Genomic DNA, 18,043 nt, shown 5'->3' on the forward strand with positions numbered 1-18,043 from the left:
TAATAGAGAGAGTTATGGCTGATCAAGAACAGCAGCAAGAAAACAATAATCTACCAGAAGAAAGTGTACCCAAGCGACGCCGTATTTTAAGAAGTGTCTTGCTTACACTTGGCTTTATTATTGTATCGCTCGTGGCTGCCTTAGCTGTGATGTTTTCTACAGACAAGGGCAGTAAGTTTTTGCTCGACCGTGTTTTAGAGCGCCAACAAATTATTCAGTATGAATATGAAGGTGGTAATTTATGGCGAGGCATTATTTTACGTAATGTATTGGTGAGCCTAAAACCTGTTGACGTCAAAATTGATCGTGCTGATGTAAAATTAGGCTGGCGTGCAATTTTAAATAAAGAAATTCACTTAAGCCATGCGGATGTTCGGAATCTACAGATCATCACTAAACTCCCACCAAGTGATACACCTTTTAGCTATAGTGATATTCGTTTGCCATTTGTATTACGTGTAGATGATGCAGATGTAGACTATATGCTCATTAAAACCCATTCAGCAGGCGTAGATTTTTATGATATTCATTTAAATGATGCCTTGTGGTCAGGTACAAAGCTTGAGTTTAAGGACTCACGTGTTGATATGGGCTATTTAGCCGTCCGTGGTGCAACGGGTTCAATGGACTTTACAGGTCGTTATCCAATTCATGCAGATGCTGTGGTGAATTTACCTTCATTACGTGAAAGCTTAAATATTCATGATATTAACGTTGCAGCTCGCGGTACTTTAGAAAGTATTCAGGCGGGTGTGGCAACCAATACGCCAGACTTACTGACGGGTTGGGCAGTTGTACGTCCAATGGATCATCACGTGCCAATGAAAGGTGCATTAAAGTTTAAAAACTACAATTGGCCACTCTTAACAGACTTCAAGCTACATTCTAAAAAAGGTGTGGCAGAGTTTCAGGGCAATATCGATCGTTTAGACTTAAATGTCAGAACGGATCTGAAAGGAAAAGATCTACCCGAAGGCCAGTACAGTGCCATCATGCATACCGATTTGATTCATCAACTAAATATTGACGACTTAAATGCACAGTTAATGCAAGGTGCCGTGAGCGCTGCTGGTGTGGTGAGTTGGAAGGATCATGTCACTTGGGATATTCGTGGTGCATTATCCAAAATTAATCCTAAAGATAAATTAATTCCACAAGTGGTACAGGACTTTTTACCACCAAGTCTAGACGGCAAAATAGGCTCTAAGGGTACACTAGAAAATGGTTTGCATTTAACAGCTTTGGTTGACTTTGATAAATACGAAACATGGAATCTAAAGTTAGATCAAAATCCAGTTAAAAATGATAAACCACAGCCAATGCTGATGAATGTGTCTTGGAAGAATATTGATCGCGCTGTGCCTTATGTTGGATGGTTAAGTAGTGCTTCTGGTGATGCGAAATTAGCATTGGTTGAAGGTCAGCAAAATATTTTTGTTGCAACAGCTGTGTCCGCACATGATAAAGGCATGCTTCCTGCAGGCCAGTATCAGGCTCAATTAAACCTCAAAAATAACAATTTGAATGTGCCAAGCTTTAGCTATATTGCACAGCAAGGCGCACTTAAAGGCAGTGCCGTGGTTCAGCTTCCAGATGACAAGCGCATGCTGAAGTGGAACGCACAGCTTTATGCAGATCATTTTAATCCGCAGAGTATTGCTGCTGCCGCACCTATCGATGTTTTAAATGGTCAAGTAAAAGCCAATGGTTATGCCAAGCCAAATCAGCAAATTATTCACTTAGATGCAGTTGATTTAACTGGGCGTTTAGTGGGTCAAAAAGATACTGTTCGTTTGACAGGTAAGAGCACAGCAGCCTTACTTTTCCAAGATGCTAAACAAGGCGGTGCGTTTAAAAGCTTTGCTGTGCAATATGATGGCGGTTTAACCGCAAGTCAGTTAGCAGCCAGCCAAGGTGTATTAAAGTTAAATGTAGCAGGCACACCTGAGTTAATTAAAATTTCAGAGTTACGCCATGATGGTGTCGCTGGCAAAATTTTGGCCAATGGGGTTTTAAACCTTAAAGATGGTTTGGCTTGGAATGTGAATGCCTCATTGGTACGTTTTAAACCGCATTATTTTGCATCGAATGTGCGTGGCGAATTATCAGGTAATGTAAAAACACAGGGCCAATGGTCAGATCGTTTGAAACGCGTGCAGTTAGACGGTTTGAATTTGGCGGGTGTAATTAATGACAAGCCTATACGTGGTAAAGGTAACCTAGCTATTGTGGTTAATTCAAATCAAAGTGGATTATTGCCACAGCAGTTTGAAGCCAATAATTTGTACTTGGCGTATGCAAGTAACCAGATACAAGCCACAGGTAATGCACAAAACTTAAGGCTTAAAGTCAATGCGCCAGCTTTATATGAAATTTACCCAGGTTTAAGAGGTCGGGCATACGGCTATTTAAATATGCAAGTGCAACCTCGACTACAAGCCTCTGCAAACTTAGCGATTGATAATTTCGGTTTAAATAACCTGTTTAGCATTCAAAAAGTACGCATACAGGGACAATTGCCAACATCGCAAAGTGTTCCGTCATTGTTGACCGCAACTTTAGACAACTTACGCAGTGGTAACCGTGGTATTTCGAAGGCCTCACTGTCACTGGCAGGTACACGTAATGCACATGTGCTCAAAGTAAATGCAGAAAATAAAATTACTAAATTTGGCGTACAGTTTGCAGGCGGATTTAATGCGCAAAATAACTGGCTAGGCCAAATCCAAAAAGGTGATTTCGACTCACTGCGTACTCGTCTTGTACAACGTCAAAATGCTTCGATTATTTATAATACAGCACAGTCGGATGTTTTTATTGGCGCACATTGTTGGATGAGTCAGCAAAGTGAGTTGTGTTTTGATCAACCTATTCGTGTTAATCCCAACCGTGGCAATGTGTCATTTACTACGCGTAACGTGGACTTAAATGACTTTGCGGCCTTCATGCCCGACGGTTTAGCGCTGACAGGTAAGGTCAATGGTTATGCCAAAGCCTCATGGGCAAAAGGTGCAAAACCTAAAATTGATGCACGTTTACTCACGCGCGACGGGGTAATGGGCTTGGCTGCAGAAGATCCGCAGTATCTTGGCTCAACCATGAAATACGATGAAGTGGCGTTGGTACTCAAAAGCGTTGCACAAGGTTTACAGCTTCGATTAGATGTAAAAGCCCCTGATATTGGTACAGGTTATGCCAATGTGGTAATTGATCCTTATAAAGAGTCAAAACCAATGAACGGTGAGATTGCCTTTAATCAAGTGCAATTGAAAATTTTGAAACCGTTTATTCAAGATGTGCGCGCGTTAGGGGGCACCATCTCGTATGCGGGTAAAATCAGAGGAACACTGACATCGCCATTATTAGAAGGTGAAGCACGTATTAAAGATGGTTCAATCAGTATGATTTCTTTACCTGTGAACCTAACCAATATTCAGTTGTATTCTGCCATTCGCCAAAACAATGCTTCAATTAACGGTGCATTTAATAGTGGACGTGGTGTTGGTAAATTAACAGGTAGTGTGGATTGGAAAGATGAACCACGGGTACAGCTCAGCTTAAAAGGCAGTGATCTGCTTATACGCCAAGCACCACTGATTACGGCCCAAGTCACACCAGACTTAAATTTAGATGTTTACCCATTTAAAAAACGTTTAACTCTGAATGGTACGGTTGAAGTACCGCGTGCACTTATTTCAATGCCTGAGTCTTCAGTGCCTGTTACGGCTGTTTCATCTGACGTTCGTATTGTGCATGAAGGCGATAATCAGCTCGAAATTTTAAAATCAGCACGCCCTTGGGATATCCGTGCTGACCTTAGTGTAAGCTTGGGCAATCAAGTGATTTTCCAAGGTTTTGATAGTCGTATTCCATTAATTGGTCGCTTGAATTTATCACAACGTGGTTTAGAAACAGCAATGCGTGCCAATGGTGCAATTGGTGTATCTAAACGTGTGAAAATTGAAGCTTATGGCCAAAGCCTAGATTTGAATCGTGCGATTGCTCGTTTCAATGGCCCATTGTCTAATCCAACCTTAGATGTGGATGCCAATAAAACTATTCAGAGCAGTACTGTGGGCGTACGTGTAACAGGAACTGCAACAAGTCCGAGTATTCAAGTGTATAACGATGCTGGCTTATCTGAACAAGAAGCGATGAATGCATTAATTACGGGACGTATTAATGAAGGCGCGACAGGCTTAAGTCAAACTGAGAGCTTTAAGTCCGATGTAAACAATACCATTGCAGCTGCAGGTATTAGTATGGGCTTGGGCGGTACACGTGCCTTAACCAATCAGATTGGTCGTACATTTGGTCTAAGTGGTTTAGCATTAGATGCACAAGGTACAGGTGATGATACCCAGGTATCTGTAACGGGTTATATTACGCCAGACTTGTTTATTCGTTATGGCGTAGGTGTATTTACTCCAGTCAATAAATTGACATTGCGTTATCAAATGAACCAACGCCTGTATTTAGAAGCAAGCCAATCTTTAGAACGCGCAATAGACGTATTTTATAACTGGCGTTTCTAAGGGTGAGAACATTTGAATTTATGTAAGTTGTTGTTATGTATGTTCTTATTTGGTTGTTTGTCTACATGAAAAATAACTGTGTAGACTATATGTAGACTGTTGAGTAATTTCAGGCTTAAAATGCAAGTGTCGAATTTGTAGATTAAGTCTGAAATGAAACTCAACAAGACTAATGTTGATGCTATTGCATTGACCGAAAAAGGGCAAGCCATCCATCGTGATGCAGACTTAATAGGTTTTGCAGTTCGGGTAACGACCAAAAGCAAATCTTATATTGTTGAGCGTCGACATGCTGGAAAGTTATTCCGCGTGACGATTGGTAAAACCAGCGAGATTACGCCCGCTGAAGCTAGAAAAAAGGCTCAATCGATTTTAGCCGATATCTCCAATGGAATTTTTGAAAAAAAGAAAGATATCCTAAATAATGAAATGACCCTAAGCCAGACTTTCGACTTGTATCTCAAGCAAAGAAAATTAAAGCCACTTTCAGTGAATACATACCATCACTGCATCGATACCTTCCTTCCGGACTGGAAAGAACGCCCTATATTTGAAATCAATAAAAAGGATGTGTTTGACCGTTTCATTAAACTGACTGAATACAGTCCAGCTCAAGCCAATCTCACGTTAAAAATGTTTGGATCTATGTGGCGGTTCGCTCAAGTGCATTGCTCCACAGATGAGAATCCAATTTTAAAGCACAATCCAGTCGATGTAATTCCGGCAAAACGCGGATGGAATAAAACAAAAGCTAGGACTCGCCACCTTGATGAAAGTAGCATTCATACTTTTTATAATGCAGTTCTTAATTACTTTACCGAACGGTCTTTGTATGAGGATGCCTCAAAAAATGCTGTAAGAGATTTAGTGTTATTTATCATGTATACCGGGTGTCGTAGAAATGAAGCCCAGACACTGAAATGGGAAAATGTAGATATTGAGAAGGGCTTGTTTGTTTTTAAGGACCCTAAAAATGGCGATGATCATTTGTTGCCAATGGGTGATCATTTATTTGAAATTATAAAGAAGCGTTATGAGCTACGTAGAAATGACTATGTTTTTCCTGGATCAAGTATGACTTCAAGCGCAAAACATATTGCAGGTGCTCAAGGCTTGTTGAATACGATTAACAAGCAGACTGGTATTGAAATATCCCTGCATGATTTGCGTCGAACCTTTGCCACAATTTGCAACAACTTGGATTATGGTCCGTATACCATCAAGCGACTTTTGAATCATCGCTCAGGTGCTAAAAATGATGTGACTGGTGGATATGTTCAGGTTTCACTTAAAAAATTACGGCTTGCAATGAATGACATTGAAGCCGTATATCAGGGAAAGCTAAATTGCTTTGATTAAGAGGCAAGTTGAGCGGTATTCATTACAGTTTGTCGCTCTTGGTAGGCTAGGACATCTGACTTTTTGTAAGTGACACAACGACCAACCTTAGTGTATGGAATGCCACCACCTACACAGCGTAAGCGCTGTAAGGTATGTGTAGAACAGGATAGGTAAATTGCTATATATTCCTGTGTGAATAATTGTTGATCTGGTGCAGCAAGGAAGCGTTCTAAACACATGTCTTTGTCTTGCTGCGACATTTCACTAAATTTAACCTTGCTCATGACACCTCCTTCAAACTTTCAATTACAGATCTTGGTAAAGGATCTTCATCTTCATACCAATAGATATCCATCACGCTACCTTCGCTAAATTGATTTGACGTTGCACTTCCACAAATTTACACATCATTGAATTATCCAGCTCTTCAACCCATGCTTTGCCATATTTCAACCACTGCAAGCTAAATAATTTAAAGCGCTCAATCAGATATTCATTCATAGCGTAATCGGGTTGGATCGAGCCACGTTTTGCAAGAATTTCACCAGTCTTCGAACCTTTTTTAATAACTACACGATCCTTTTTGACTTTGATGTCATGGCCACCACGGACTAACCATTCCAAGAATGCGGTACAAAGTTCATTAGGAAGCCGTGTGATGACTTTGATTTGCTCAATCATGGCGATACCCCCAACTATCTACAAACTGCTTAATGCAATCTTCAATGCCAAACAGGTTGATATTGCGGTAAGTTTTAACCCTTGCGCCGTGCTGAATAATCAGCACGCGGGTTATGGATGAATAGTGATAAGTCATTGGCCAACTCCATCAGCTAAAATTTTCATGCTTGAGTTCCTTCTTTGGCAAGTTGATCAATGTCTTGTTTTACCAATTGAATTTTTGTTGAATCGATTTGCATCAGTGAATCAATGCCTAAGTGTTCACATACTGTTTTCACATCTAAGCCACGTTCAGTAATGAAAGCTTGTAAATCATCTCGCTGGGTATCGTTAATGCCATTAAATTCAGGAGGACTAATCCACATTTCCTTGTGCTTATCAAAAGTGCATTTCAACTCTTTGGCCTTCAAAAGCATGGCTTGGCGCATGTTTTGGTAATACGTGTGACTTTTATCAAGTGACTCTGTTAATTGATTTAGATCGCTGGCATATACCGCTTCTTCACAGCTTTGCTTCCAGTTTTCTAAATCTTCAAGTGCTTTGGCAGAAGCCAATTGGGCAGGCGTTAAGGTATTAATGTGTGCTTTGGCTTGTGTAATTAAATCAGCCAAAAACGTAGGATTCGCTTTTAGATCAGGCAACCAGACTTCACCCGTTTCACCACCTAATGCACCAGAATTTTTAGCATGATGAGTAGGTGATGGTTTGAAGTTGATTACACGGGCATTTTTACCTTCACCTGTCGTGACAGTGGTTAAATAGCCCATAATGTCCGCAATGCGATACAGCTCATTACGGTTCTTACCACCAAGTTCTGGGCGGTAAATGACTTGATCGCCATTTTGATCCTCAGAAGCATGGGCGATGAAAACCACATCTTTGCCATAGCTGAGCAATGTATTGATGTATTGCTTAAACTTCATGTTGGCCAAACCTTGGGCTTTCAGTTTTAAAGCACCATCTTGCTGGCGGTTGTTTGCCGTCTTAAGCAGGTGAGTCTTAATAGACTCAAGCATTGCGCCCACGGTATCAATGACAACTGTATTAAAGGGAGCGAGATCCTGTTCTTTAATATTTTCAATATCAGACCACTGCTGTACAGGTACTACGGCACCACGACGAAGTTCGCCAGTACGGTGTGCACCACGGTCAAAATCGAAAGAAATTGCTTTATCAGCCGTAAAGCCGAGGGATGTTTTACCCACACCCGGATCTGCATAAATATAAGTAATGATAGCGCTGACATTTAAGGCTTGATCAGCAGGAATTATTTGCAAAGACATGATGATTCTCCTTAGTTAAACGTACGGCCAAAGGCATCGGTATTGTTCTTTTTAAGCTTGTACTGCTCACATTCATGGCGTGAGTTCCAGCGGTTTAGGTTGTGGCGCTGTGCTACGCGATCAGATCGACGTCGTGCATTCAGACATGCCTTAAATACGCGCTGAAATTCTGGATGACTGACTTCGTTTTCAGTGACAGCACGTAAGGTACCATTGTCATTTACCAGTAGATGGCTAAAAGAAAACATTGGTGCATAAGTGCTGGCATAACTGTCTAAGCCACTAGTGGGATCTGTTGTTACACGTGCTGTGTACTGAACGTCATTTACTTCAATCACATACCCACGACGGCTTTTGAAAGCAAAGTGCGCTTTAAATTTTAGAGTTTGGCCAAGGACTTCATCTACATTGCGACGGATCCAAGGCTTCGCAGTTAGGATGCTTTCATCTACCTGTGTCAGTTGGCCATTTTCAGACGTATAAATGACATTGTTTTTTACGCTGTATACGGTATTGCCCATGCGAATGCGGTGGAAGCCTGCATCATCAAGGCCTAAATCTTCACGGAAAGGTTTGGTATAAGCATTCATTAGACAGCCTCCAACATTTTGTTTTGAAGCATGTGAGCAACCAACATGGCATTGATGGTCAAGTGGTCATTGAAGTCGGTAAAGTCTGAGATTGGGTAACCAGATCTGTCCGTAACGTTATCTATACGTAGGTTTGTGATATCGGCATTGGTAAATTCACTACCCGGTACGCCGTATGAGTCATCTACACGGTCGAAGTCGAAACTCACGTCTAGGGTGAAACCATCTAAACGAATGACGGCGGTGCCTGAATGGTCTGAATTGAAGTGCATAGCTGCAACTGCAGTTTGAGCAGGTTCGATTTGCTTTGATGTTTGAGTTGAAAAACCAAAGTCTGGTTGATATGCGTATGCTAAAACACCAATTGTTACGCTGGCAGTAAGCGCCGTAACAGCAAAGGTATTGAAAGGGGTTAAGGTTTTGTTCATACTTATCTCGCAAAGTTTGCAAAGCACATCGGGGTTCGAAGATCGATGTGCTTTTTTGTTGTTTGTGAGATAAATATTACCTAAAAGGTAATTTATTGCAAGATAAAATTATCTTTATTTATCTTTTTGGTTGATTTGTTTTATAGTAGACAAAAGAAAATCCAACTATCAAAGGTGAGAAGATGAGCCTAGGAAATGAAATGCACGAATGGCGTAAGCAGTTGGTAGAAAAATTACTGCTGAATGGTGTAATAACTGAGGATTTGGAGGGGCAAGTGAGTGTAGCTGAGTTAGCTGTGTTTGGTAGTCACACGATTGAGACAACCATTAAGCATTCAATCAAGCTTACACCTAAGCTAAAAGCCACTCTCCTTGAATTTCAAGAAAAGAATGGCTGTTTTTTAGATATCAGCGCGAAAGGTTAACGACCAAAAATTGGAATGTCAGAAACATCTACAGCAGTCGGATTGGCTTTAGCAACAGCCTCCTTAATTTGTTTTTCTGATTCAAGATAGGTTTTCACCCAAAGATCAGCGCTTTTAAAGTTAATGGTTTGAGGGTCAGTATCAGCAATAGTTGCCTTAGTAAGCTCTAACGCTAAAGCCTCTATAATTTCAGGTTTCATATTTTCTCCGATATTAATGGGTAGTTAAGATCAATGTTGGCACAAAGTCTTAACTCCATAATATCAGTGAAAATTTGAGAACTTTTAGAAAATTCTTATGAAGTGAGTAGAATGTTTAAGAAGGGGAAAAATATTTTTATCTCACAACCAATATGAACCAAAAAACCTATATCATATAGGTTGATGTGAGGTTTATTTAAGATATGCAAATTGAAGCAGTAGATTTGTTCTGTGGTGTCGGTGGCTTGACTGCAGGATTAATTAAATCAGGAATTAAAGTTAAAGCAGGGTATGACATTGCAAATGAATGTCAATTTGCTTACGAGCACAATAATAATGCAACTTTTGTTCATAAGGATGTTGCAGAGGTAAGCGCTTTAGAAGTTTCATCTTGGTATTCCAAAGATAGCATCAAACTACTTGCTGGTTGTGCTCCATGCCAACCTTTCTCTACATATAATCAAGGAAAAGACACGACAAAAGACAAAAAGTGGCCTCTACTTTATCATTTTTCACGGCTAATTAAAGAAGTGAAACCAGAGTTAGTAACGATGGAAAATGTTCCTGAGGTAATACGTCATAAAGTCTATCAAGATTTTATTGATGAATTAAAGTCGTTAGGGTATGAAGTCTTTTCAAAGGAAGTTGTATGTGTTCAGTATGGTATCCCTCAAACTAGAAAGCGTCATGTAGTATTAGCTTCAAAAATTGGAAACATTGAATTGATTCCTCCGACACATGATGTAGCTGTAACGGTCAAAGATGTTATTGGTAAGTTGGAAAAACTGCGAGCTGGAGAGAAATCTACAAATGATGCATTGCATGCATCTGCAAATTTAAGTGTAATAAATTTAGAAAGAATTAGACATTCTAAGCCGGGCGGTACTTGGCGTGATTGGCCTGAGGAATTGCGGGCGGATTGTCATAAAAAAGAGTCGGGTCGCTCCTACCCATCGGTTTATGGAAGAATGGAATGGGATAAACCTGCTCCAACTATGACAACTCTTTGTTATGGTTTTGGTAATGGTCGTTTTGGTCACCCTGAGCAGGATCGTGGAATTTCATTAAGAGAAGCGGCGCTTTTTCAGACTTTTCCGGAGAATTATCAATTTACAGAAACCCCAAAAAAAATCAGTTTTAGGGGGGTGGGCAGAATGATTGGCAATGCAGTTCCTGTAAGGTTGGGTGAAGTTATTGGTCTTAGTTTTAAAAGCTTATAAGTAACTTTCTTGTTGCATAAAATTATTTAAACCATTAAATATTGATAGCATCATATTTTTAGCCTCATTATATTTGGGTGTCATAGAAAGAATCGGAATAGCCTGACCGCACTCTTCAAAGGAAAGCGCGCCATGAGCTAATTCGTTTCTTTTTAACTTAATTTCACGAATGGTTTTGGGTGAATATAAGCTACTCTGTCCATTAAGTGGATAAGATTGAAACCCATACTTTTTCTCTATTTTTTTTAAAACGTCGGCATCGAAATTCCCACTGAGAAGATCTTTTTTATTGTATCCATGTTTCATTATTATCGGTCTTAAATCAATATTGGAACTTATTAGATTGTCTATTGATTGTTCTCCTAGTCCTTTTTTCAGGTTGTTGTAAATAATACGTTTAATTTTAACAGAAACTTTCTGTATATCTATTTTCTCAGTTTCTAAAGTTTGATGCACTGCATCAAGTGCATTACACATCGAAGATTCCAATAAATTATAGATTAGTAAATAAGTTGAAGCTCTAATTGTTTTTTGAACCTCACGGCTTATTATGCTAGTTTCCCAGATGTTTAAATCATTTTTAGACAGAAGATGATTATCAGAACCTGTATCTAATTTGTCTAAAAAATTCAAATATCTTTCAATTTCAGCACATTTATCCTCAAATTCCAAAAAGGCATTCAGCAAGTGAGAATTAGTTATATTCAGTGAGCACATCTGTATCCAAACCTAATAGCTTATGTTTCACAAATTCGATTCTTGCTTTCACTTTTGGCTTTGAATTGCTGGCATCGGATCTCATCATTGATAGAAATGGCTCTTTGTAAGCCCAAGAAGTATCGGTTGATGAATAACTAGAAATAGCTGGATTTTGCTCTAAAGCAAGTGAACAACCAACAGCTGTAGCTTCAAATCTAATTCTTGATACGTTTGATGCTCTTTCGCCTTTTCTAAATTGAAATCTAAAATTGACTTCAATAAAATCTAGCATGTTATTAAACATTTTTTCTAAACGAATTTCTTCTGCTTCATTGAAATATTTTGATTTTTCATCTAGATAGTCATTTAAGAAATCTCTCACACTTTTTTCGAAATTTTCATAATTTTCACGATAAGCAAAGAACCTCAAAACATATTCAGCACGCTCACGCCTTGTTTCTTTTTTGCTAGGCATTGGTGTTAAACGTACAAAATTTTCATCACTAGCAAGACGTCTTAAAAATTCAATAAATCTACCACTTTCAGTGCCTAAGCGTTTTTCCATTTCTGTAAGAGGACTACCTCCTGTATTTAGGCGATCAAACATTAACCGTCGACCATCTTCATTAATATTTTTTAATTCAATTAAACGGACAGTAGTTCTATTGAAGCGACGTTGCCTTGCGATAGGTAGGTCTGAATAACGTGCCCCTTCTAGTGAAGGTAGCCTTTCCATATTGCATAATTTTAATTTATTTTTTCTAAATTGATATATTGTTCTTGTGCGCTGCGCTCCATCAATAATTTCAATTCGCCCATCGGCATCATCAAGTTCACTATCATCAACATCTGCTACAAAAATATAGGGTATCGGTAGGCCGATTAGTAGAGATTCTATAAATAATGATTTTTGTTTGTCTGACCAAACGTCATCACGCTGATATTCAGGAATAAAAATATCTGAATTTCCATCAGGATTGGGATTGAATTGTTGAACTAAAAAGTCAACAGTGTATTCCCGAATGTCAAAATCAAAATCTTTTTGATTAGTCTTAATTTGATCTTCAATTAAATGTTGATCAAAAGTAGAAAACAGATCTGATTGGAATAACTCTTGATCTACCATTGCTCCTCCTGAGTATTATATAAAAGAATAAATTTAGCTTTATACATCACGATATAGGCCAACAACCTTACCAACCAACTTACAACCATCTTCTAAAGCAATCGCTTTTTCAGACCACTCAGGGTTTAACGGTTGCAAATACATATTGTCTGTTTCTACGATCAGCTTTTTAAACGTTGCTGCTTTATCGCCCTCACAAGAAACAATGACAAGATCCCCGGTTTTTAAATCACTGACCTGAAAGTCAGGGTTTACATAAATTTTGTCGCTAGGACGGAAGTCGGGGAGCATTGACTCACCAACCACCTCTAAACCGTAGCCATTTTTTCCGCATTTAGGGTTTGGTGGTAACCATTCGTCAAACTGTGTACCCGCAGGCACAGATTCAACAGTAGTCCATGCTCCAGCTTGAACCCAAGAGATAACGGGTACGAATTTCCCACTTAATGGAATTGGATCTGACACATTCTTTTCAATAGTTTGTGTGCCTTCTTGTGGAATATCCAACCAGCCATGAGGTTTATCAAAAGCTTCTTCAATTTCACGTGCTACTTTATTACCAATACCTTTAATTGGATTGGTGCCTGCAAATTGACTGGTCTGAGATTGTCCCTTACCAATTTTGTCAGCAAAACTGGATACACCGCCAACTTGATCAACAAGTAAGCGAGTGTTTTGGTATCTAATTGATTTGCTGTCCATATTTTTCCTAAATCTGTTGTGACATGTCACATCTGTCAATTGTAGTTTTATCACCAAAAAGGTAAACAAGAAAAAAGGTTGTATTTACATTACCTAAAAGGTAATATTTGGATTGATACGAGAGGATCAATCTATGAATTTTCGAGACTTCATTCTTAAGCAAAGCCCAGCAGACTTAGAACAATATGCAAAAGATGCAGGAACTACAGTCGGTTATATAAAGTCACACTTGTTGTACGGATACAAAGAACCGCGTCGGAACCTACGTAAAGCTTTAGCAGAAGCCAGTAAAGGTGAAGTTTCTGAAACTGAGATTCATCAGCATTTTGGGTTATTTCCTGTTCAAACTCTTAATAACCAAAATGGTAATAACCCAGCTATCTAATAACCACGTTCAAAAGGAACTGCCATGAACATATTGGATGCTGCTTACAACACTGTTCACGACTACCAAGGTGGAGCGAATGCACTCGCACCACGCATGGGCATCAAAAGCCCAGCAGTACTGAACAGCAAAGTGAATCCCAATACGGAAACACACCACATCAGCTTGCTAGAAGCTTCAAAACTTATGGAGCTGACAGGGGATTACCGCATTTTGCAATGCCTAAACGCACATCACGGAAAAGTGGCCATTAACTTGCCAAGTATCCCTGAATGTAGAGACACGGCACTTACGGATCTAGTTTTGAATTTTGGAATGGGCGGTGGAGACATCTACGCGCTATTCAAAGAAATGATGGCAGATGGCCGTATTACACGTGGGGAAGCCATAGACATGTCGCGAGTGATTCATTCACTACACGAAATATTGGCAGAGCTGGAAATGCAGATCAACAAATGCGTAGAGCAATAAAAAAGCCTGATCTCGTACATCAGGCTTCTAATTCAAAACTTAGGGAATTGAATATGAAACAGAATTTACCACATAACTGCGAAAAGTGCACCTGTACACATACTGAATATATGGCTGGGGATGTTGTGGTGTTTATAGATCCCAATAAACCGAATGGCCTAATGACCGTACATAAAGTCGTTGGTGATGGCGTGTTTTTAGATGGAAACGACAACTTTGCACTTACACATTTGATTCGTAATGCATCTGTAGCCGAAGTACTAGCAAAGCGCAGATTTACTCAAACTGAACATGCTTTAGCGGAGGTTTCATGATGACCAATAAAGCCATTCTGCAAAAGCCTGAACACAAGCAAATGCAGTGGACGCAATCATGGTATGAGCCTGCGCTACGGTCACTAGATACATTTCTAGAAGTCAGAAAAGCAAACTTGCGCAAGATTAACCGCGATGAGAAAAACGCAGCGATTACTCGAAATGAGTTTATTGAAGCATTGGTCAATGAACATCGAATCTCTGTGTATCAAGCGAGTGAAATCGTTTCAAGCTTACATCGAGCCAATAAAATTTTAATGCATGGCAGTTTTATTTATGAAATGCCAAAAGGGGATGCTCAATGAGATATTCAACTAAACGCACGAAAAAAGACGTCCAGTCCCCAGCACCAATTGAGGTGATTATTCCGCTACTTGATCCAGTGAAGATATACACGCCCAAAGAACTTGTTGCTATGCCTTTGTCTGTAATGAATAAAGCTATTGAGGCTCAAGAAGCATATTTCGTTCTTGAGCACACCACCCACATGGGTGAAAAAGCAATAACGATACGCCGTCAATTGCAGGATGGAGTACCACTGATTCAGGTCAAAGAAAAGTCGCGAACGCGCTACAAGATCAACAACGAATTTGTCGAGCCTCGAATTATTCGTCAGTTGGAAAAACGTGGCCTAGTCAAATTGGAGTGTGCGCAATGAATTACTACCAACACCATATTGGTGACTTTAATAACGCTACACGTCACTTAAGTCTTATTGAACGAGCGATCTATCGTGACTTGCTCGATATGTATTACGACACTGAGCAACCACTTGATGCTTCAAATTTGGATCGTTTAGCACGACGTGTCCAATGCTCAACTGAAGAACAAATCAAAGCTCTTCAATATGTGTTAGATGAGTTCTTTATATTGAATGATGGTATTTACATCAATAATCGTTGCGAACGTGAAATTGCTGAATATCATGGCAAACGCAAACAGGCGAGTGAAGCTGGTAAAGCATCAGCGAAAAAGCGTGCAGCGAAAAAGCAACAACATCCTAAGGGTTCTACATCACTGGTTGGACAAGTAGATAGCGACAGTTCAACGACCGTTGAAAATTCGTTAAACGAGAATTTAACGAACGAGCAACTAACCAATAACCATGAACCAGTAACCAATATTATTGATAGTAGTAGTAATACGCGTGAAGAAAAAATTTCTTTGCCACCAATTCAATTTTCTCAGTACCACGCTGAAGACAGCAAACGCTATACGATTCTGGAATGCGTAAATCTATATCCACTCCAAAACGATTTTATTGAACTTGGAAAACAAAGATTCTCTGAAGTTGAGGATCAAGACATGATTTCCATGTTTACAAACTTTGGTGATTTCTTTTGTGCCAAAGGTGATGAATCGAAAAACACAGCAAGCCTTTGGTTGGTGAAATGGTTTACTTGGATTCAGAACAACAAGGATGATGCGCGCCGTAAACGTGATACTCAACACATCCCTCAAAAACAAAAAAATTATTCAAGTGCATCAATGCGAACCTCGAATGAAGCGAATGCATGGATGGATGAAATTGGTTCTGTTGAACCAGCACCGTCGATCCGTGATGTGCATGAAGTGGAGGGAATGAAATATGCGTAATGATTTAGCACAACGCGAACAGCCACATGCTGTACAACAATTCAGTGAGCAAGATGCACGTAAGCTCGTTGAAGACATGCTCTTCATGTATGGCAAAAAGTTTACAGACCAATGGTCTGGCTTGAAAAAAGGACAAGTGATTGAAAAGTTTGTCGAGAAATTGTCTGACCTCACTTATGAACAATTCCTACGTGGATTAAAGCGACTTGATACGGCTGATTGGCCACCGTCAATTCCTGAATTTAAGAACTGGTGCAAAGGTGGTTATGAATATCAAACCCATGATGATGCATGGTTGCAGGCGTTGATGTATGAAAAAAACAATCGTTCTCACGAAATCAAAAAGTTTGCTAAGCAAGCATTTGAAGAAGTAATTCGACCATACGGACATCTTGGTTCATCTGATACGTTCTACAAAGTTTTTTGCAGTGTTTATAAGCGCATTATCAATGATGCTAAGGAGCGTAGTGAAGTGGATGTGCTTTACGACGCTGTACCACAGGTGGGTACTAGCAGTGATCAAGATAGCAACCATGTATGCGTTACGAATGAAGAGGCAAAGAAGCATCTTGAAGCGCTGAAGAAAAAACTGAATGTGAAAAACCGTGCGGTACCACAACCACAAAAATTACAACCAGCGCCAAAACAATCACCAGTTCATACGTATTGGCCAGATCCATTTGATAATCCAGATGAATATCGTGCCATGACATCAAATGGCTTTAATCACATATTTGGGGGCTAGTTGTGAATACAGAGAAACCCACTGTGAACGATCGCATACTCAAAAATCAGACTAAACAATCTCAATCTGCAGATCAATTTGAACTAAGGCTTGGGCTTCTACGTTATATCGCGCATCTCAATAGATCCGTGAGTATCTCTGAAATTCAAGAAGCTGAAATTGATAAAAGCCCTCAAATAATTCGTGGGTATTTAGCGGACTTAATTCAACTGGGATATGTGCAAAAAGCTTCGGTATGGACCTATAGCGCGACTGAAAAAGCAAAACAGTTATTTGGGGTGAAGTCTTGACCAGTATCTCACTCGCTGAATATCACGATCGGTACACGCCCAAGGCTAAAACAAAGTCAGGGCCTTCTAAATACAAGGCACAGCGCATTGAAAAGGATGGAATGAAGTTTGATAGCGTCAAAGAGTACAAGCGCTATATCGAGCTTACAGCGAGGATGCAACGAGGTGAAATCTCAGAATTACAGTGCCAGGTTAAATTTGAGTTAGCACCTAAGGTAAAGATTGCAGGTGAAAAGAGAGCCAAGCCTGCATTGAGGTATTTTGCAGATTTCACATACATCGAAAATGGAGTGCAGGTTGTTGAAGATGTGAAGTCAGCAGTCACGCGGAAATTAGCAAGTTATCGCAATAAAAAGCACTTAATGAAAACAGTACACGATATCGATATTAGAGAAGTTTGAGGGACAAGGGATGAATGTAGCGTCGGAAAAGTTTGAACAATTTGAATGGTTGACTCATGGCATCTCTGCTAAGTCACCAAATTTTGAACCAAATGTGCGTGGCACTGGGGAGAAGCCTTTGAATTATGAAGATCGTTTAGGTGCCATTGCTACAATGGATACCCAGCTGGCGAAGTCGATTACTTCATTAATTGTCTTTGATGGTAAGTGTGAAAGTGATTATGAATATGTGCGTATGCACCTGGTAAATATTATGCTTAAAAACGCCGTGGTTGATAAGAAGCGAGAGCCTGAGCAAATCACTATGAAGCACTTGGCTTACTTGATTGCGCGTATGGTTATAGATTTCTCTTTAGATCCCCAGCTTGAGAATAATTTTACTGCGCAGGGCCGCTTGTATTATGCTGGGATTAATGGGCAGCAGATGGATACCGAGAGCTATCGTAAGACATGGAAGTGTTATGAAAAATTAATGAGCTTGGCCATTGAGTCAGCAATTAATGAGGCCTCACAGGCTATTAAGCTATATAAGAAAAATACTTACAGGAGTTAACCGATTTTAAAAGCCTGATTTCAATAATTTATATAGCAAAAGGTCACACTTAACAGAT

General features: G+C 39.7%; 23 protein-coding genes. 14 read left to right on the top strand and 9 right to left on the bottom strand.

Going from position 1 to position 18,043, the window contains the following annotated elements:
• Positions 1-14: 14 nt before the first annotated feature.
• A complete protein-coding gene (locus DYI81_RS06550) occupies positions 15-4,535 on the top strand; it encodes a translocation/assembly module TamB domain-containing protein (RefSeq protein WP_117007038.1) in 4,521 nt (1,506 codons plus the stop codon).
• 153 nt (positions 4,536-4,688) lie between these two features.
• Complete coding sequence (locus DYI81_RS06555; protein WP_117007039.1) at positions 4,689-5,894, top strand: integrase family protein; 1,206 nt, start codon at positions 4,689-4,691, stop codon at positions 5,892-5,894.
• Here DYI81_RS06555 and DYI81_RS06560 read toward each other — a convergent pair.
• From DYI81_RS06560 to DYI81_RS06580, 5 genes are all read right to left on the bottom strand, one after another.
• Positions 5,891-6,160, bottom strand: a complete 270-nt coding sequence (locus DYI81_RS06560) for a helix-turn-helix domain-containing protein (protein WP_117007040.1) — start codon at positions 6,158-6,160, stop codon at positions 5,891-5,893. The two genes, DYI81_RS06555 and DYI81_RS06560, sit on opposite strands and share 4 nt — an antisense overlap.
• A 70-nt stretch (positions 6,161-6,230) precedes the next feature.
• Positions 6,231-6,557 carry a hypothetical protein gene (locus DYI81_RS06565; protein WP_117007041.1) on the bottom strand — a complete coding sequence of 109 codons (327 nt, stop codon included), beginning with the start codon at positions 6,555-6,557 and terminating at the stop codon, positions 6,231-6,233.
• Positions 6,558-6,718: 161 nt separating this feature from the next.
• Complete coding sequence (locus DYI81_RS06570; RefSeq protein ID WP_117007042.1) at positions 6,719-7,840, bottom strand: ATP-binding protein; 1,122 nt, start codon at positions 7,838-7,840, stop codon at positions 6,719-6,721.
• 11 nt (positions 7,841-7,851) lie between these two features.
• A complete protein-coding gene (locus DYI81_RS06575; protein WP_117007043.1) occupies positions 7,852-8,430 on the bottom strand; it encodes a hypothetical protein in 579 nt (192 codons plus the stop codon).
• Complete coding sequence (locus DYI81_RS06580; protein ID WP_117007044.1) at positions 8,430-8,858, bottom strand: hypothetical protein; 429 nt, start codon at positions 8,856-8,858, stop codon at positions 8,430-8,432. Before DYI81_RS06580 ends, DYI81_RS06575 begins: the two co-directional genes overlap by 1 nt.
• A gap of 182 nt (positions 8,859-9,040) precedes the next feature.
• Between DYI81_RS06580 and DYI81_RS06585 the strand changes: the two genes are divergently transcribed.
• Positions 9,041-9,283, top strand: a complete 243-nt coding sequence (locus DYI81_RS06585) for a hypothetical protein (RefSeq protein WP_117007045.1) — start codon at positions 9,041-9,043, stop codon at positions 9,281-9,283.
• Here the strand turns inward: DYI81_RS06585 and DYI81_RS06590 are convergent.
• The gene (locus DYI81_RS06590; protein ID WP_117007046.1) at positions 9,280-9,483 is read right to left on the bottom strand and encodes a hypothetical protein; all 204 of its coding nucleotides are present in this window, start codon (positions 9,481-9,483) and stop codon (positions 9,280-9,282) included. The genes DYI81_RS06585 and DYI81_RS06590 overlap by 4 nt on opposite strands.
• Positions 9,484-9,686: 203 nt before the next feature.
• Between DYI81_RS06590 and DYI81_RS06595 the strand changes: the two genes are divergently transcribed.
• Positions 9,687-10,703 (top strand): DNA cytosine methyltransferase, encoded by a 1,017-nt coding sequence (locus tag DYI81_RS06595; protein ID WP_117007047.1) that lies wholly within the window; start codon positions 9,687-9,689, stop codon positions 10,701-10,703.
• On the opposite strand, the gene DYI81_RS06600 is transcribed toward DYI81_RS06595, so the two are convergent.
• Genes DYI81_RS06600 through DYI81_RS06610 form a run of 3 tightly spaced genes read right to left on the bottom strand, consistent with a single transcriptional unit; the run spans position 10,698 to position 13,230 of the window.
• Positions 10,698-11,420: an MAE_28990/MAE_18760 family HEPN-like nuclease gene (locus tag DYI81_RS06600; protein ID WP_117007048.1), complete on the bottom strand. Its 723-nt coding sequence runs from the start codon at positions 11,418-11,420 to the stop codon at positions 10,698-10,700. The two genes, DYI81_RS06595 and DYI81_RS06600, sit on opposite strands and share 6 nt — an antisense overlap.
• A complete protein-coding gene (locus DYI81_RS06605) occupies positions 11,398-12,528 on the bottom strand; it encodes a DUF262 domain-containing protein (RefSeq protein ID WP_117007049.1) in 1,131 nt (376 codons plus the stop codon). The genes DYI81_RS06600 and DYI81_RS06605 overlap by 23 nt, the downstream gene beginning before the upstream one ends.
• A gap of 39 nt (positions 12,529-12,567) precedes the next feature.
• Positions 12,568-13,230, bottom strand: a complete 663-nt coding sequence (locus DYI81_RS06610; protein ID WP_117007050.1) for a S24 family peptidase — start codon at positions 13,228-13,230, stop codon at positions 12,568-12,570.
• Positions 13,231-13,363: 133 nt separating this feature from the next.
• Between DYI81_RS06610 and DYI81_RS06615 the strand changes: the two genes are divergently transcribed.
• Genes DYI81_RS06615 through DYI81_RS06660 form a run of 10 tightly spaced genes read left to right on the top strand, consistent with a single transcriptional unit; the run spans position 13,364 to position 17,985 of the window.
• The gene (locus DYI81_RS06615; RefSeq protein ID WP_117007051.1) at positions 13,364-13,615 is read left to right on the top strand and encodes a hypothetical protein; all 252 of its coding nucleotides are present in this window, start codon (positions 13,364-13,366) and stop codon (positions 13,613-13,615) included.
• Between the two features lie 24 nt (positions 13,616-13,639).
• Positions 13,640-14,086, top strand: coding sequence for a phage regulatory CII family protein (locus tag DYI81_RS06620; protein ID WP_117007052.1), 447 nt, complete (start codon positions 13,640-13,642; stop codon positions 14,084-14,086).
• Positions 14,087-14,139: 53 nt separating this feature from the next.
• Positions 14,140-14,400, top strand: a complete 261-nt coding sequence (locus tag DYI81_RS06625) for a hypothetical protein (RefSeq protein WP_147316029.1) — start codon at positions 14,140-14,142, stop codon at positions 14,398-14,400.
• Positions 14,397-14,705, top strand: coding sequence for a hypothetical protein (locus tag DYI81_RS06630; protein WP_117007054.1), 309 nt, complete (start codon positions 14,397-14,399; stop codon positions 14,703-14,705). The genes DYI81_RS06625 and DYI81_RS06630 overlap by 4 nt, the downstream gene beginning before the upstream one ends.
• Complete coding sequence (locus DYI81_RS06635; RefSeq protein ID WP_117007055.1) at positions 14,702-15,058, top strand: hypothetical protein; 357 nt, start codon at positions 14,702-14,704, stop codon at positions 15,056-15,058. Before DYI81_RS06630 ends, DYI81_RS06635 begins: the two co-directional genes overlap by 4 nt.
• A complete protein-coding gene (locus tag DYI81_RS06640; RefSeq protein WP_117007056.1) occupies positions 15,055-15,996 on the top strand; it encodes a YdaU family protein in 942 nt (313 codons plus the stop codon). Before DYI81_RS06635 ends, DYI81_RS06640 begins: the two co-directional genes overlap by 4 nt.
• Positions 15,989-16,741, top strand: coding sequence for a hypothetical protein (locus DYI81_RS06645; protein ID WP_117007057.1), 753 nt, complete (start codon positions 15,989-15,991; stop codon positions 16,739-16,741). The genes DYI81_RS06640 and DYI81_RS06645 overlap by 8 nt, the downstream gene beginning before the upstream one ends.
• Positions 16,742-16,743: 2 nt before the next feature.
• The gene (locus DYI81_RS06650; RefSeq protein WP_117007058.1) at positions 16,744-17,031 is read left to right on the top strand and encodes a hypothetical protein; all 288 of its coding nucleotides are present in this window, start codon (positions 16,744-16,746) and stop codon (positions 17,029-17,031) included.
• Positions 17,028-17,432 carry a DUF1064 domain-containing protein gene (locus DYI81_RS06655; RefSeq protein ID WP_117007059.1) on the top strand — a complete coding sequence of 135 codons (405 nt, stop codon included), beginning with the start codon at positions 17,028-17,030 and terminating at the stop codon, positions 17,430-17,432. Before DYI81_RS06650 ends, DYI81_RS06655 begins: the two co-directional genes overlap by 4 nt.
• Before the next feature lie 10 nt (positions 17,433-17,442).
• The gene (locus DYI81_RS06660) at positions 17,443-17,985 is read left to right on the top strand and encodes a hypothetical protein (RefSeq protein ID WP_117007060.1); all 543 of its coding nucleotides are present in this window, start codon (positions 17,443-17,445) and stop codon (positions 17,983-17,985) included.
• Positions 17,986-18,043 lie beyond the last annotated feature (58 nt).

The organism is Acinetobacter sp. SWAC5 (assembly GCF_003419885.1).
In the GTDB taxonomy this organism is placed as follows: Bacteria; Pseudomonadota; Gammaproteobacteria; order Pseudomonadales; family Moraxellaceae; genus Acinetobacter; species Acinetobacter cumulans.

What these genes read in the sequence shown, in the direction of transcription:
- DYI81_RS06570 (WP_117007042.1), bottom strand. Translation starts at nt 7,840, where the DNA reads ATGTCTTTGCAAATAATTCCTGCTGATCAAGCCTTAAATGTCAGCGCT.
- DYI81_RS06605 (WP_117007049.1), bottom strand. Translation starts at nt 12,528, where the DNA reads ATGGTAGATCAAGAGTTATTCCAATCAGATCTGTTTTCTACTTTTGAT.
- DYI81_RS06555 (WP_117007039.1), top strand. Translation starts at nt 4,689, where the DNA reads ATGAAACTCAACAAGACTAATGTTGATGCTATTGCATTGACCGAAAAA.
- DYI81_RS06635 (WP_117007055.1), top strand. Translation starts at nt 14,702, where the DNA reads ATGAGATATTCAACTAAACGCACGAAAAAAGACGTCCAGTCCCCAGCA.
- DYI81_RS06645 (WP_117007057.1), top strand. Translation starts at nt 15,989, where the DNA reads ATGCGTAATGATTTAGCACAACGCGAACAGCCACATGCTGTACAACAA.
- DYI81_RS06615 (WP_117007051.1), top strand. Translation starts at nt 13,364, where the DNA reads ATGAATTTTCGAGACTTCATTCTTAAGCAAAGCCCAGCAGACTTAGAA.
- DYI81_RS06640 (WP_117007056.1), top strand. Translation starts at nt 15,055, where the DNA reads ATGAATTACTACCAACACCATATTGGTGACTTTAATAACGCTACACGT.
- DYI81_RS06590 (WP_117007046.1), bottom strand. Translation starts at nt 9,483, where the DNA reads ATGAAACCTGAAATTATAGAGGCTTTAGCGTTAGAGCTTACTAAGGCA.
- DYI81_RS06560 (WP_117007040.1), bottom strand. Translation starts at nt 6,160, where the DNA reads ATGAGCAAGGTTAAATTTAGTGAAATGTCGCAGCAAGACAAAGACATG.
- DYI81_RS06580 (WP_117007044.1), bottom strand. Translation starts at nt 8,858, where the DNA reads ATGAACAAAACCTTAACCCCTTTCAATACCTTTGCTGTTACGGCGCTT.
- DYI81_RS06585 (WP_117007045.1), top strand. Translation starts at nt 9,041, where the DNA reads ATGAGCCTAGGAAATGAAATGCACGAATGGCGTAAGCAGTTGGTAGAA.
- DYI81_RS06630 (WP_117007054.1), top strand. Translation starts at nt 14,397, where the DNA reads ATGATGACCAATAAAGCCATTCTGCAAAAGCCTGAACACAAGCAAATG.
- DYI81_RS06620 (WP_117007052.1), top strand. Translation starts at nt 13,640, where the DNA reads ATGAACATATTGGATGCTGCTTACAACACTGTTCACGACTACCAAGGT.
- DYI81_RS06610 (WP_117007050.1), bottom strand. Translation starts at nt 13,230, where the DNA reads ATGGACAGCAAATCAATTAGATACCAAAACACTCGCTTACTTGTTGAT.
- DYI81_RS06595 (WP_117007047.1), top strand. Translation starts at nt 9,687, where the DNA reads ATGCAAATTGAAGCAGTAGATTTGTTCTGTGGTGTCGGTGGCTTGACT.
- DYI81_RS06550 (WP_117007038.1), top strand. Translation starts at nt 15, where the DNA reads ATGGCTGATCAAGAACAGCAGCAAGAAAACAATAATCTACCAGAAGAA.
- DYI81_RS06660 (WP_117007060.1), top strand. Translation starts at nt 17,443, where the DNA reads ATGAATGTAGCGTCGGAAAAGTTTGAACAATTTGAATGGTTGACTCAT.
- DYI81_RS06575 (WP_117007043.1), bottom strand. Translation starts at nt 8,430, where the DNA reads ATGAATGCTTATACCAAACCTTTCCGTGAAGATTTAGGCCTTGATGAT.
- DYI81_RS06600 (WP_117007048.1), bottom strand. Translation starts at nt 11,420, where the DNA reads ATGTGCTCACTGAATATAACTAATTCTCACTTGCTGAATGCCTTTTTG.
- DYI81_RS06625 (WP_147316029.1), top strand. Translation starts at nt 14,140, where the DNA reads ATGAAACAGAATTTACCACATAACTGCGAAAAGTGCACCTGTACACAT.
- DYI81_RS06565 (WP_117007041.1), bottom strand. Translation starts at nt 6,557, where the DNA reads ATGATTGAGCAAATCAAAGTCATCACACGGCTTCCTAATGAACTTTGT.